At 66.8% G+C, this 13,287-nt stretch carries 14 protein-coding genes; 11 read left to right on the forward strand and 3 right to left on the reverse strand.

Features of this window, described 5'->3' with window-relative positions; genetic code table 11:
- Positions 1 to 74 precede the first annotated feature (74 nt).
- The 3 genes from ERC79_RS21000 to idi are packed head-to-tail and all read left to right on the forward strand — an operon-like array spanning position 75 to position 3,027.
- A complete protein-coding gene (locus ERC79_RS21000; RefSeq protein WP_242676670.1) occupies positions 75 to 1,508 on the forward strand; it encodes a cytochrome P450 in 1,434 nt (477 codons plus the stop codon).
- A 3-nt stretch (positions 1,509 to 1,511) separates the two neighbouring features.
- Positions 1,512 to 2,429 carry a UbiA family prenyltransferase gene (locus ERC79_RS21005; protein WP_131580298.1) on the forward strand — a complete coding sequence of 306 codons (918 nt, stop codon included), beginning with the start codon at positions 1,512 to 1,514 and terminating at the stop codon, positions 2,427 to 2,429.
- Between the two features lie 34 nt (positions 2,430 to 2,463).
- Complete coding sequence (gene idi / locus ERC79_RS21010; protein ID WP_347563577.1) at positions 2,464 to 3,027, forward strand: isopentenyl-diphosphate Delta-isomerase; 564 nt, start codon at positions 2,464 to 2,466, stop codon at positions 3,025 to 3,027.
- 78 nt (positions 3,028 to 3,105) lie between these two features.
- Here the strand turns inward: idi and ERC79_RS21015 are convergent, their stop codons facing one another.
- From ERC79_RS21015 to ERC79_RS21025, 3 genes are all read right to left on the reverse strand, one after another.
- Positions 3,106 to 3,594 (reverse strand): nuclear transport factor 2 family protein, encoded by a 489-nt coding sequence (locus tag ERC79_RS21015; protein WP_131580299.1) that lies wholly within the window; start codon positions 3,592 to 3,594, stop codon positions 3,106 to 3,108.
- A gap of 87 nt (positions 3,595 to 3,681) precedes the next feature.
- Positions 3,682 to 4,128: a ferritin-like domain-containing protein gene (locus ERC79_RS21020; RefSeq protein ID WP_131580300.1), complete on the reverse strand. Its 447-nt coding sequence runs from the start codon at positions 4,126 to 4,128 to the stop codon at positions 3,682 to 3,684.
- On the reverse strand, positions 4,125 to 4,625 hold the full coding sequence (locus ERC79_RS21025; protein ID WP_242676671.1) for a hypothetical protein: 501 nt from the start codon (positions 4,623 to 4,625) through the stop codon (positions 4,125 to 4,127). The genes ERC79_RS21020 and ERC79_RS21025 overlap by 4 nt, the downstream gene beginning before the upstream one ends.
- A 219-nt stretch (positions 4,626 to 4,844) precedes the next feature.
- On the opposite strand from ERC79_RS21025, the gene rimP reads away from it, so the two are divergent.
- The 8 genes from rimP to ERC79_RS21065 all read left to right on the forward strand — a co-directional run bounded on the left by rimP (position 4,845) and on the right by ERC79_RS21065 (position 13,285).
- Complete coding sequence (gene rimP, locus ERC79_RS21030) at positions 4,845 to 5,408, forward strand: ribosome maturation factor RimP (protein ID WP_131580301.1); 564 nt, start codon at positions 4,845 to 4,847, stop codon at positions 5,406 to 5,408.
- Positions 5,405 to 6,436, forward strand: coding sequence for a transcription termination factor NusA (gene nusA, locus ERC79_RS21035; RefSeq protein WP_131580302.1), 1,032 nt, complete (start codon positions 5,405 to 5,407; stop codon positions 6,434 to 6,436). The genes rimP and nusA overlap by 4 nt, the downstream gene beginning before the upstream one ends.
- Positions 6,437 to 6,480: 44 nt before the next feature.
- A complete protein-coding gene (locus tag ERC79_RS21040; protein ID WP_131580303.1) occupies positions 6,481 to 6,816 on the forward strand; it encodes a YlxR family protein in 336 nt (111 codons plus the stop codon).
- Positions 6,817 to 7,022: 206 nt separating this feature from the next.
- Positions 7,023 to 9,914: a translation initiation factor IF-2 gene (gene infB, locus ERC79_RS21045; RefSeq protein ID WP_131580304.1), complete on the forward strand. Its 2,892-nt coding sequence runs from the start codon at positions 7,023 to 7,025 to the stop codon at positions 9,912 to 9,914.
- Between the two features lie 96 nt (positions 9,915 to 10,010).
- On the forward strand, positions 10,011 to 10,301 hold the full coding sequence (locus ERC79_RS21050) for a DUF503 domain-containing protein (RefSeq protein WP_131580305.1): 291 nt from the start codon (positions 10,011 to 10,013) through the stop codon (positions 10,299 to 10,301).
- Positions 10,302 to 10,409: 108 nt separating this feature from the next.
- Entirely contained in the window at positions 10,410 to 10,895 is a 486-nt protein-coding gene (gene rbfA, locus ERC79_RS21055; RefSeq protein ID WP_131580306.1) for a 30S ribosome-binding factor RbfA, read from the forward strand.
- A gap of 13 nt (positions 10,896 to 10,908) precedes the next feature.
- On the forward strand, positions 10,909 to 11,910 hold the full coding sequence (locus ERC79_RS21060; RefSeq protein WP_131580307.1) for a bifunctional oligoribonuclease/PAP phosphatase NrnA: 1,002 nt from the start codon (positions 10,909 to 10,911) through the stop codon (positions 11,908 to 11,910).
- Between the two features lie 25 nt (positions 11,911 to 11,935).
- On the forward strand, positions 11,936 to 13,285 hold the full coding sequence (locus tag ERC79_RS21065; protein ID WP_131581413.1) for an MATE family efflux transporter: 1,350 nt from the start codon (positions 11,936 to 11,938) through the stop codon (positions 13,283 to 13,285).
- Positions 13,286 to 13,287 lie beyond the last annotated feature (2 nt).

Consider the following 13,287-nt stretch of genomic DNA (forward strand, 5'->3'; position numbering starts at 1 on the left):
GACCTCGACAATCGGAAGAAGTCACCGCCCATTGTCGTCTGGCTACTCCGCGCGTTCCTCGCCCCGGGACGCCGTTGCAAACCGACCGTCCGCAGCCTAGATCCTCAGCATCGGAGGACCACAATCTCATGGACACCATCGACGCCGTTCCCCTCGCCAAGGGTCACCTTCCGCTCCTCGGGCATGGTGCGTCCCTTCTCCGGGACCCGCTCGGTTTCGTCTCCTCCCTCCCCTCCATGGGCAAGCTCGTCCGCGTCAAGATGGGACCGATGACGGTCATCGTCGTCTGCGACCCGCAGCTGACTCGAGAGGTTCTTCTCGACGACCGGACCTTCGACAGAGGTGGTCCGCTGTACGACAGGTCCCGGGAGGGTGCCGGCGAAGGGCTTGGGACATGCACCTACGCCACCCACCGGCGTCAGCGCAGGCTGTGTCAACCGACGTTCCGTCTCGATCGCTTCCCGGGCTACGCGAAGGTGATGGCCACGGCGGTCGAAGATGTCACTCGGTCCTGGCGCGACGGACAGGTCATCGACCTGAGCTCCGAGATGTCGAAGCTCACTGTCCGGGTAGCGGTGCGGACGATGTTCTCCACATCATTGCCCGAGTCGACCGTCCAGCAGGTCTCGGATGACTTCGGCGTGATCGCCGAGGGCGTGTTCCGTCGGATGGTGATGCCACCTCTGGTCAACCGCCTGCCGACACCTGGCACCCGCCGCTACTACCAGGCCAAGGACCGACTTCGACGAATCGGCGCACAGCTGATCGCAGAAAGGCGCTCCGACGATCGCGATCGAGGTGATCTGCTGTCCTCGCTGCTGAGCGCGCGCGATCCTGAAGCCGGGGCCGACAGCGCGTCGATGACCGATATCGAGCTTTCCGACCAGATATTCACCTTCTTCCTGGCTGGCGCCGAAACCACGGCAAGCACGCTCGCCTGGAGTCTCTACATGCTCGGCCGTGCGCCCGACGTCGAGCAGGCCGTTCACGCCGAGGTCGACCATGTGCTGACTGACAGAACAGCGGTGTTCGACGATCTCGGGAACCTGCCGACCCTGAACCGGATGCTGACCGAGACACTGCGCATGTATCCGGCGGGTTGGCTGCTGACCCGAGTGGTCGCGCGGGAGACCGAGTTGGGTGGGATACGGCTGCCGGCTGACACGACAGTGGCGGTCAGCCCGCACATCATCCATCGACGCGAGGACATCTACGAGCGCGCAAACGAGTTCGTCCCTTCCCGCTGGGAAGATGCCAAACCAGACCGAACGACGTACATCCCTTTCGGCGCCGGCGCCCGGAAGTGCATCGGTGACCAGTTTGCGCTGACCGAGGCCGGACTCGCGCTCGCCACCATTGCCGCGCGCTGGCAACTGGCAGCGTTGACTGACCGTCCCGTCTCGCCCTCGCTGAAACACCTTCCGGCCCCGCGCAATCTGATGATGCGGCTCACGAGTCGGATCACAGTCGAGGGCGCTCCGGGAATTGCGGAACAGCCGGTGCGGTGACCCATGACCATCAGCATCAAACCTGCCCACACCAAACAGGCAGACTCACGAATGAACCGCCTCGTGCGTGCACTGCTGCACGAGGCCCGGGTGTGCTGGTCGTTCACCTGGGGCGACCTGTCAGCGACGGTGCTCCCCGCAACGATGTTCGCCATCGCCGCCTGGAACAGCACGGACCTGCCGGCGCAGTCCATCCTCGTTGTCGTCGCGAAGTGTCTGGTGTACTTCTGGCTGTACATCTACACCTTCAACTTGTCGAACCAGCTCATCGGCATCGACGAGGACCGGATCAACAAGCCGCACCGGCCCCTGGTCACGGGGCTGATCACGCCCACAGGCGCGCGCCGACGCCTGATGGTCGCGACCGCGGCGTTCTTGATCGTCGGCACGCTGTTCGGGGTACTGGTCTGGACGTGTCTGTGGATAGCTGCTTGGGCCCTGCACAACCATCTCGGGTGGGCGCGGACCGCGTGGGGCAAGAACGCCGCAATGGTCGCAGGAACGATCGCCCAACTCGCGGCCGCCTGGCAGATCGTCACGCCGCTGAGCGATACCGCGTGGACCTGGATCCTGACGATCGCGATCCCACTGGGAGCCCTTGTCTCCCTCCAAGACCTGCGCGATCTTGCCGGCGACGCCGCGATAGGTCGAAGGACCGCGGTGATGGTCATGGGGGAGGAGAATTCTCGGAGGTTCTTCTGCCTGGCGTTCGCCGTCTATCCCGTGCTGACATACCTGGCCCTTTATCGTGGCGCGCCGACGGCAGCTCAGTACATCGGAGGGGCCGCGGCGATCATCTCACTTTCGATCGCGTACCGAGTGATCCGTCTGCGAGACCGGCGATCCGACAATACGACCTACATGATGTACACCTACTGGTACTGCATCACGCTCGTCAGCGCCGTATTCGCGGTCGGTTGAAATGGGCACTGATCACAGCAAGAGATGAGGACTAGTGCGAACGACAGAAGAGATGGTCATCCTGCTGGATGACTCGGGCATCCCGATCGGAAAGGCTCCCAAAGCCGCTGTGCACACTGAGAATACGCCACTGCACCGGGCATTCTCCTGTCACGTTTTCGCCCCTGACGGACGCTTGCTGGTCACGCGTCGGGCGCTGACGAAACTCACCTGGCCGGGAGTATGGACCAACTCGTTCTGTGGTCATCCTCTGCCTGACGAGTCGGACCATGACGCGATCACTCGACGCGGGCAGTGGGAACTCGGAATCACGCTGACCGACATCCGCCCGCTGTTGCCGATGTACCGATACCGAGCCGTGGACTCCTCGGGAATCGTGGAGAACGAGATCTGTCCCGTGTACGCGGCGACGACGGCGGATGAGCCCACCGCTAATCCCGCCGAGGTACAGGAGTGGAGCTGGGTCTCGGCTTCCGACATAGCAGCGGCGACGCACTGCGCGCCTTTCGCGTTCAGCCCGTGGTTCGTCGAGCAGATCTCGCAGATCGAGCTGTATGGCACCGGTTCGAGGTCGGTTCCACCGAAAATGGCCCAGTAGAGCGGTGATCACCATGTCGACGGGATTCGTCAGTACACCTCCGTCGTCGATCGCGATCTGATCGACCGCTGAGGACGATCAGCCCTCGGTGACCACTGTGCCCTCGGTCAGCGGCCGCACCATCGACCACAGCGTGATCGATTGGCACTTAGAGATTTTCCACTCGCCATTCTCGATCACGTACTCGTCGACGTACTCGATGGAGCGGACGGTCTCGGTGTGGTCGATCAGGTTCACCTGGCGGAAGTGCAGCGTCCACTTCCCGGCGGCGAGGGCGTCTCCGAGGAGTGTGATCTCCGGGTGGAGAGCGTGGTGCATGTCGAGGATGACATGCCGATCGTCGACCTTCCGCAGGGCAACCGTCCGGAAGATCTCCGCGATCGGACCGGCGTCGTCGAAGGTTCCCAACGGGCCGTAGTCGATCACTGCGCCGTGATCGACGAAACATGCCCGAAAGGTCTCCGGGTCCTTGGCATCACAGGCCCGCAGGTAGCGGTACTTGAGGGTCTTGATCGCCTCGATCCGTTCCAGGTCGGCCAGGCGCTGCTCGATCGAACGTTCCGTCACTGCGGTTCCTCTCGGTCGCGGGATACTGTCCTGCAACCTAGGTGCTGCAACGCGATTCGCGGCGTGTTTTGCGGCGGCGGGGGACAATCACGGTTGACCGGGGAACGCCACGGTCGGAGGTGTGATCCCGAGGATCGAACGCCAATTCGCCACGCGCAGAGTGGCTTCGGTGAGTGCGACGATGGCGACTTCGCGGGTGTGCTCGGACTGGCTGCGTTCGATCACCGAACGCCAGGCGACGGCCGTGTCCGCCTCGACCTGTGCGGCGAGTTGCGCGGCGGAGATGGGGTCGGTAACCGGGAACGGCACCGCGTACCCGGCCTGCGGTTCGGGCGCGTCGACGCTGGCCGCGATCAGGGCGTCGCGAGTGGCATTGCGCCGCGCCCGGTGAGCTGCGGTGTTCGCGGCCACCAGATCCGTGCGGTTGGCGTTGGAGAATGCCGCCACCAGTCCGTACGCGAAGATCGCCGCGTACTCGGCGTTGAGCGCGTCGATCAGGGCCTGCTGCTCCGGTCCGAGGCCTCGTGTACTCATGGCAGCAACACCGCCTGCTGGGCGGCGCACGCGGCGCTGATCGAACCGAGGAGCCCCGCACGGTAGCCGGACTGGGTGCGGGCGAGCTGCGCGGCGTCCCGTTGCACGGACGCGAGGTCTGCACGCAGCTGAGCGAGGGTGGGCGGCGCCGCGACCGGCGGTGTCGTGGTCGCCGAGGTCGTCGACGCGGCGGCCCGGGCTATCTCGGCGTCGAGTGCGTCAGCGTGTGCGGTGCGCTCTGCCGCGACGATGCCCAGTGCGCCCGCCAGGCCGGGATTGGCCGCAATCGCAGTGGTCGCGTTCACCGCGTCGCGCCGGGCCAGCTCGGCCTGGGTGGAGAGCGCATCGATCGCGGCCGGACTGTCGGACGCCCCGGGGTCCGAGCAGCTCGCAGTCAGGGAGATCACGGCGGAACCGAGTGCGGTACTGCCGGCGACGCGCAGGGCACTGCGCCGCGACAGTGTGGAGGTTGGGGAGGTGAGGAAGGGCGTTCGCACTCGATCATCGTGCCAGGAGTCGGAATGATCCCTGATACCGAGCAGGTCGCACCGGAGAGCCGGGTCCGGACGGCTGGTCACGACCAGTCTGAAACCGCGATACCCTGATAACTCCACAGTCCGCCTGTGGTGTGTGCCGTCTTGCCACGATGAAGCGACCTCAGGGTCGGCGCCGCCACACGTCAGTCATGACCACAACTGAAGCGAGGAGCGTCCGAGATGCCGGTGCCGTCAAAGGAGAGGGTGATCGAGCTTCTCGCCGATCCGATCCAGCGCGAGGGCTACGACCTCGAGGACGTCGCGGTCACTCTCGCCGGCCGACACAGTTCCGTGCGCGTCATGGTCGACAGTGACTCCGGGCTCGAGCTCGACGAGGTCGCTCGGCTGAGCCATGTCATCTCCGAGGTTTTCGACGCAGTCTCCGACTTCGGGGAGTCGCCGTACACGCTGGAAGTGACGTCGCCGGGGATCGATCGCCCCCTCACCGAGGACCGGCACTGGCGGCGCGCTCGCGGTCGCAAGGCTCTGATCGAGCTCGAATCGGAGTCGGTGACCGGTCGGATCGGTCAGCTGGGCGACGGTGCCGTCGATGTCGTCGTGGGTGGTAAGGGTGGTCCGGCGGTGCGCCGGGTGGAACTGAAAGATGTCAGGAAAGCTGTTGTGCAGGTGGAGTTCTCGCGTCCCGATGCGAGGGAACTCGAGCTAGCGGGAGGGATCCCGGAAGGTCGTGTCGCGCCTGCGGACGCTGAAGCGTCATACGAGGTAGAGGAGTCGGACAAGTGAATATCGATATCGCCGCGCTGCGGGCTATCGAGGCGGACAAGGGTATTTCGGCGGGCACGATCATTTCGGCGATCGAAACCGCACTGCTCACCGCCTATCGTCATACCGAGGGCCACCAGCCCCATGCCCGCATCGACGTCGACACCAAGTCCGGCATCGTTCGCGTGATGGCGCACGAGGTCGACATGGACGGCAACAGGGTTGGCGAGGAGTGGGACGACACCCCCGAGGGATTCGGGCGGATTGCGGCCACCACTGCACGCCAGGTGATTCTCCAGCGGCTTCGGGATGCGGAACACGAGCGCAGCTTCGGCGAGTTCGCCACTCACGAAGGTGAGATCGTCGGTGGCGTCATCCAGCGAGACAACCGCGCGAACGCCCGCGGCATGGTCGTGGTGCGGATCGGTAGCGAGGCGAACGGCGCTGAGGGACTGATCCCGCCGGCGGAGCAGGTTCCCGGGGAGACCTACGAGCACGGCGAGCGAATCAAGTGCTATGTGGTCGGGGTCTCCCGCGGTCAGCGCGGCCCTCAGATCACGTTGTCCCGGACGCACCCGAATCTGGTGCGCAAGCTGTTCGCACTCGAGGTGCCCGAGATCGCAGATGGTTCCGTCGACATCGTTGCCGTCGCCCGTGAGTCCGGGCACAGGTCGAAGATCGCCGTTCATTCCCGCGTGCAGGGTCTCAATGCGAAGGGCGCATGCATCGGCCCGATGGGTCAGCGTGTCCGCAATGTGATGAGCGAACTCGCTGGCGAGAAGATCGACATCATCGACTACGACGAGGATCCGGCGAGGTTCGTCGGGAACGCGCTGTCGCCATCCAAAGTGGTGTCCGTCACTGTCGTCGACCCCGAGGCGCGTGCGGCGAGGGTCGTCGTTCCCGACTTCCAGCTCTCGCTGGCGATCGGCAAAGAGGGACAAAATGCACGTCTGGCTGCACGGTTGACCGGGTGGCGCATCGACATCCGCAGTGATGCCGTACCGGGACCCGAGTCACAGGTCGGTCGCGAAACGACAGGTGCTTAGGAACGGAATGCGGAGATCAGGGCAAGACAGCGGTAGAGTGGTCGATGGTTCAGCGTGAACTGTCTGTGTCGACGCGTGCCCGAGCCGGTGAACCGGTCCGGACATGTGTCGGATGCAGACAGAAAGGGCTGGCCGCCGATCTGCTCAGGGTCGTGGCTCGGGAGGCCGAATCCGAAGGGTTCGCTCTCGTTCCCGATCCGAAGCGCAGGCTCCCAGGGCGAGGTGCGTGGCTGCACCCTGACCCCAAGTGTCTGAGCGAAGCGGCACGGCGCCGAGCATTCGGCAGAGCACTGCGGGTGTCCGGAAGTCTGGATTCCTCGGAACTCGACCATCTGGTCGGGGCAGTCGAGTTATCGGAGGCGGGTCACTCGGGCCTGTGAAGATGGGACAGTGGCCACGCAGGACGTTTAGTACTCGAGACCCCTCGAGATGGCAGTACCGGCTCGGGAATGTCGAGAAGTACCTCGAAGAGAACAGGCACAAGCACTCATGAGCACACCGTGAAGCACCAGCGATGAACGTCCATCGGAGATAAACCGAGGTCGTGCGGGCAACCAGCCGCTCGGCCTCTCAGTAGAGGAGAGCAGTGGCAGGCAAAGCCCGCGTGCACGAGTTGGCGAAAGAACTCGGTGTCACAAGTAAGGAACTACTCGCACGGCTCAAGGAGCAGGGCGAGTTCGTGAAGTCGGCGTCCTCCACGGTGGAGGCCCCCGTCGCCCGACGTCTACGGGAATCGTTCCCGTCCGCAAAGTCGAAGTCCGAGGGATCGGACAGCGCCCCGCGAACGGCCGCGAAGCCAGGCGCCCCCGCGCCCAAGCCCGGTGGCCCGCGCCCCGGTCCCAAACCCGCTCCGGCTGCTCCCGCAGCTCCGGTAGTGGAAACCCCCAGCGTTCCCGCCGCGTCGGCTGCTCCGGCAGCGCAGACGCCCGCACCGCGTCCGGGCCCGGCTGCGGCTCCGGCCGCCAAGCCGGCTCCCCAGGCCCCCGCGGCGCCGGCTCCCGCGCCGCAGGCCCCGGCTACTCCGGCAGCCTCGGCACCACAGGCCCCCGCTGCTCCGGCAGCTCCCGGGCCCAAGCCGGGTGGCCCGCGCCCCGGTCCCAAGCCGCCGCGTGTGGGTAACAACCCGTACTCCTCGGCTCCGGCAGAACGTCCGGCTCCGCGTCCGGCTCCCGGGGCCCCGCGTCCCGGTGCCCCGCGGCCCGGTCCGCAGGGTGGAGCGCCGCGCCCCGGTGCGCCGCGTCCGGCCTCCGGCCCCGGCGGCCCCCGCCCCGCGGCACAGGGCGGACCCCGTCCCAGCCCCGGCTCCATGCCTCCTCGGCCCAGCCCTGGCGCCATGCCGGCTCGCTCGGCTCGACCGGCACCCGGCGCCGGCCGTCCCGGTGGCGGCCGTCCCGGCGCTCCCGGTGGTCGTCCCGGTGGCGGCGGTGGTGGCGGCTACCGCGGTGGCGGTGCTCCCGGTGCCGGTGCTCCCGGCGCAGGTGCTGGTGCAGGTGCAGGTGCACCCGGTGGTTTCCGCGGTCGTCCCGGTGGCGGTGGCGGTCGCCCGGGTGGTCGTGGCGGTGCAGCGGGCGCGTTCGGTCGTCCCGGCGGTGCTCCGCGTCGCGGTCGTAAGTCGAAGCGGCAGAAGCGGCAGGAATACGATTCCATGCAGGCGCCCGCCGTCGGCGGCGTGCGGTTGCCCCGCGGTAACGGCGAGACCATCCGTCTCGCCCGCGGCGCTTCCCTGTCCGACTTCGCCGAGAAGATCGACGCGAATCCGGCAGCATTGGTCCAGGCGCTGTTCAACCTCGGCGAGATGGTCACAGCCACTCAGTCGGTGAACGACGAGACCCTCGAGCTGCTCGGCGGCGAGATGAACTACGTCGTCCAGGTCGTGAGCCCCGAGGACGAGGACCGCGAGCTGCTCGAATCGTTCGATCTCACCTACGGGGAGGACGCGGGCGACGAAGAGGACCTCATGTCTCGTCCGCCGGTGGTCACCGTCATGGGTCACGTCGACCATGGCAAGACTCGCCTACTCGATACGATCCGTAAGGCCAATGTCCGCGAGGGCGAGGCCGGTGGCATCACCCAGCACATCGGTGCCTACCAGGTGCTGACCGAGCTGGACGGCAACGAGCGTCTGGTGACGTTCATCGATACCCCGGGTCACGAGGCGTTCACCGCAATGCGTGCACGTGGTGCCAAGGCCACCGACATCGCGATTCTCGTGGTCGCGGCCGACGATGGCGTCATGCCGCAGACGGTGGAGGCGATCAACCACGCCCAGGCGGCCGACGTGCCGATCGTGGTCGCGGTGAACAAGATCGACAAGGAGGGGGCCAACCCCGACAAGATCCGCCAGCAGCTCACCGAGTACGGCCTCGTCACCGAGGAGTACGGCGGCGACACCATGTTCGTCGACATCTCGGCCAAGCAGGGCACCAACATCGATGCCCTCCTGGAAGCTGTGCTGTTGACCGCGGACGCCTCCCTGGATCTGCGCGCGAACCCGGACATGGATGCCCAGGGTGTCGCGATCGAGGCTCACCTCGACCGTGGCCGTGGCCCGGTGTCCACCGTGCTCATCCAGCGCGGCACTCTGCGGGTCGGCGACTCGATCGTCGCGGGCGACGCTTACGGCCGCGTTCGGCGCATGGTCGACGAGCACGGCGAGGATGTCGTGGAGGCGCTGCCGTCGCGGCCCGTCCAGGTCATCGGCTTCACGTCGGTTCCCGGTGCAGGCGACAACCTGCTCGTGGTCGACGAGGACCGGATCGCCCGGCAGATCGCGGATCGCCGCAATGCACGCAAGCGCAACGCGCTCGCGGCACGCAGCCGCAAGCGCATCAGCCTCGAGGATCTGGATGCGGCGCTCAAGGAGACGAGCGAGCTCAACCTCATCCTCAAGGGTGACAACTCCGGCACCGTGGAGGCGCTTGAAGAGGCCCTCATGGGGATCCAGATCGACGACGAGGTACAGCTGCGGGTCATCGATCGCGGTGTCGGTGGAATCACCGAGACCAACGTCAACCTGGCGTCGGCCTCCAACGCGATCATCATCGGCTTCAACGTCCGTGCCGAAGGCAAGGCGACGGAGCTGGCGAACCGCGAAGGCGTCGACATCCGGTACTACTCGGTGATCTACCAGGCCATCGACGAGATCGAGATGGCGCTCAAGGGCATGCTCAAGCCGATCTACGAAGAGGTGGAGCTCGGTAAGGCCGAGATCCGCGCGATGTTCCGTTCCTCGAAGATCGGAAACATCGCTGGTTGCCTCGTCACCTCGGGCTTCATCCGTCGCAATGCGAAGGCACGTCTGCTGCGCGACAACAAGGTGATCGCCGAGACCGTCACCATCTCCTCGCTCAAGCGGGAGAAGGACGATGTGACCGAGGCTCGCGAAGGCTACGAGTGTGGTCTGACCGTCACGTACTCCGACATCAAGGTCGGCGACGTGATCGAGGCCTACGAGCTTCGCGAGAAGCCGCGGGACTAGTAACGCTGTAACGTGTCCCTCCCCGGCGGCGTGAGTCGCCGGGGAGGGACACGTTGGCGGTCCCGGGAATCGACACGGCTCACCGGAGGAGGCCTGGTGTATCTCGGTGCGCTCGAGATGGACATCCTGTTCGGGGATGTTCGGTCGCTGAAGGAGAAGCGGTCGCTGGTGCGGCCCATCCTGACCGAGCTGCGCCGATTCGCGGTGTCCGCTGCGGAGACCGGAGAACAGGACCGCTACCGGAGGGCCCTGCTCGGAATCGCGATGGCCAGCTCGACGGTGGATCACGTCCACGACGTGCTCGACCAGTGTGAGCGGCACGTTGCGGGTCGACCCGAATTGCAGTTACTGGCGGTACGGCGGAGGATTTTCGGTCCGGAAGACTGACACTGTCACGAACCGATGCCGGGTCGCTCGCGAACCGGCAGGAATCATCATTGTTCGGATGCCCCGGGCCATCGGCCACGGGCTGTCAGGGAGAGGAGACTGGTTGCCATGGCTGATCCTGCACGGGCACGCCGGCTCGCGAAGCGAATCAACACCATCGTTGCGACGGCGATCGACCACGAGATCAAGGATCCGCGGCTGGCGTTCGTGACCATTACCGACGCGAAAGTGACCGCGGACCTGCACGACGCCACCATCTACTACACCGTGATGGGCGAGGACCTGGACTCCGAGCCCGACGTGGCAGCCGCGGCGGCGGGGCTCGAGAAGGCCAAGGGCGTGCTGCGCTCGAAAGTCGGCGCCGGTACCGGCGTGCGGTTCACCCCGACGCTGACCTTCGTCGCGGACACGGTTCCGGACACAGCTCGGCACATGGAGGAGCTGCTCGCGCGGGCGCGGGCCGCGGACGATGCCGTCGCGCAGGCTCGGGCCGGCGCGAAGCCCGCCGGTGATGCCGATCCGTACAAGGAGCCGCGTACCGCGGGCGATGGCGAACCGGCCGGCGGGGACGCGTCCTCACCCGAGGACGACTGACCCGAGGCCGCCCATGACCTACAGTCCGGACACCGCGCCACCGGCCCTCGCACCGCAGTTGCTGCAGCCACTGCAGGCGGTGGAGGTGCTGGCGTCGGCGACATCGGTAACGATCCTGTGCCACGTCCACCCCGACGCCGATACGATCGGTAGTGGTCTCGCCCTCGGAATCGCTTTCGAGCGCAAGGGTATTCCTGTTCAGGTGTCGTTTGCGGCGCCGGTCGAGCTGCCCGCCTCGATGCGTGAGCTTCCCGGGACTCACCTGATGGTCGCGCCCGACGCGGTCGCGGACGAGGTTGATCTTCTGGTCACCGTCGACTGTGGGAGCGCCGGCCGACTGGGCTCCCTCAGGAGTCGGTTGGACGGGGCCCGTCGGACGCTGGTCGTCGATCATCACCGCTCCAACACGAGGTTCGCCATGCTCAATCTGATCGACGAGTCGGCCGAGTCCACCACCGCGATACTGGCGCGACTGTTCGACCTGTGGGGCGTGACGATCGACGCCGACATCGCCCACTGCCTGTACGCCGGGCTGGTTACCGACACCGGGTCGTTCCGGTGGGTGCAGCCGGACAGTCACCTGCTGGCCAAGCGCCTCCTCGACACCGGCATCGACGGTGCCGGCATTGCCCGGCGCCTTCTCGACACCCATCCGTTCGGATGGCTGCCGATGCTCTCCTCGGTGCTCGGCTCGGCCACCCTTGTCACCGATGCCGCACACGGTGCCGGACTCGTGTACGCGCTGATCCGCTGCGCCGATTCGGCGGGACTGCGATCCGAGGAGGTGGAGAGCGTCATCGACATCGTGCGCACCACCTCCGAGGCCGAGGTCGCCGCAGTCTTCAAGGAGAGCGCGCCCGAGTCCTGGTCGGTGTCGCTGCGCTCGAAGGAGTCGGTGGACGTCTCGGCTGTCGCCGAGCGTCTCGGCGGCGGTGGGCATCGGTTCGCGGCAGGCTACACCGCGTCCGGCTCCGGCGAATCGGTCGTCGCCGCGTTACGCGAGGCACTCGACTGATTTGACCGAGACCACGGCGGACCCGGTGACCGCGGTTCCCGAGCCCGCGGAGGCCGGGCCCCGCACAATCCTTGCCCTCGCCTTGCCCGCGCTCGGGGTGCTCGCCGCGGAACCGCTCTACCTGCTGCTCGACATCGCCGTCGTCGGGTACGCCGGCGCCCTCGCACTCGCGGGCCTGGCCGTCGGCGGACTCGTCCTCGCCCAGGTCAGCACACAGCTGACTTTCCTGTCGTATGGCACGACGGCCCGCGCATCGCGCATGCACGGCGCCGGTCGGGAGCGGGACGCGGTGGGGGAGGGCGTCCAGGCAACGTGGCTCGCACTCGCGATCGGCGTGGTGCTGGTCGCGACGGTCCAGTTGCTCGCGGGCCCGATCACCGCACTCATCGCCGGTTCCGGCGACATCGCCGCCGAGGCCGAGCAGTGGCTGCGAATCGCGGTGCTCGGGGCGCCATTGATCTTGGTGGCGATGGCGGGCAACGGCTGGATGCGCGGCGTCCAGGACGCCATGCGACCGTTGCGGTTCGTGCTCGTCGGCCAGGCGATCTCCGCGGTGCTCTGCGTACTGCTCGTTCATGGGCTGGCGGGCGCACCACAGCTCGGGCTCGTGGGTTCGGCCGTCGCGAACGTGGCCGGCCAGACGGCATCGGCGCTGCTGTTCGGTGCGGCGTTGGTGCGTGCCGGGGTGCCGCTGCGCCCACGATGGACCGTCATGACTGCTCAGCTGGTCCTCGGTCGTGACCTCATCCTGCGGAGCATGGCGTTCCAGGCGTGTTTCCTGTCGGCGGCGGCCGTCGCGTCCCGGTTCGGTGCCGCGTCCGTCGCCGCCCACCACGTGGTGCTGCAGTTGTGGAACTTCGTGGCGCTCACCCTTGACTCGCTGGCGATCGCGGCGCAGGCGCTGGTCGGCGCTGCGCTGGGCCGTGGCCAGGTACGTGGCGCCACCCGGTTGGCGTGGCGTCTGACGCGCTGGTCGACGGTGTTCGCGACCGTGCTGGCGTTGGTGTTCGCGGCGGGGCACACGCAGATTCCGGCGTTGTTCACTCGCGATTCCGAGGTGCTTTACCAGACCTCCCTGGCGTGGTGGTTCTTCGTGTGCATCATGCCCGTCGCCGGTGTCGTCTTCGCACTCGACGGCGTCCTGCTCGGCGCCGGCGACGCCCGATTCCTGAGGACTGCGACGCTGACGTGCGCGTTGCTCGGATTCCTGCCGCTGATCTGGTCGTCACTAGTGTGGGACTGGGGGCTCGCCGGAATCTGGGCGGGGCTTACGGTGTTCATCGTGCTGCGGATGGTCGCGGTGGTGTGGCGCACAGCGTCGGGCCGCTGGGCGGTCGCGGGTGCGGATCTGCAAGCGCAGACGTCGAAAGGGTAGGG

It is taken from the genome of Rhodococcus sp. ABRD24 (assembly GCF_004328705.1).
Classification (GTDB): domain Bacteria; phylum Actinomycetota; class Actinomycetes; order Mycobacteriales; family Mycobacteriaceae; genus Prescottella.

What these genes read in the sequence shown, in the direction of transcription:
- ERC79_RS21005 (WP_131580298.1), top strand. Translation starts at nt 1,512, where the DNA reads ATGACCATCAGCATCAAACCTGCCCACACCAAACAGGCAGACTCACGA.
- ERC79_RS21040 (WP_131580303.1), top strand. Translation starts at nt 6,481, where the DNA reads ATGGTTCAGCGTGAACTGTCTGTGTCGACGCGTGCCCGAGCCGGTGAA.
- rimP (WP_131580301.1), top strand. Translation starts at nt 4,845, where the DNA reads ATGCCGGTGCCGTCAAAGGAGAGGGTGATCGAGCTTCTCGCCGATCCG.
- rbfA (WP_131580306.1), top strand. Translation starts at nt 10,410, where the DNA reads ATGGCTGATCCTGCACGGGCACGCCGGCTCGCGAAGCGAATCAACACC.
- ERC79_RS21020 (WP_131580300.1), bottom strand. Translation starts at nt 4,128, where the DNA reads ATGAGTACACGAGGCCTCGGACCGGAGCAGCAGGCCCTGATCGACGCG.
- ERC79_RS21060 (WP_131580307.1), top strand. Translation starts at nt 10,909, where the DNA reads ATGACCTACAGTCCGGACACCGCGCCACCGGCCCTCGCACCGCAGTTG.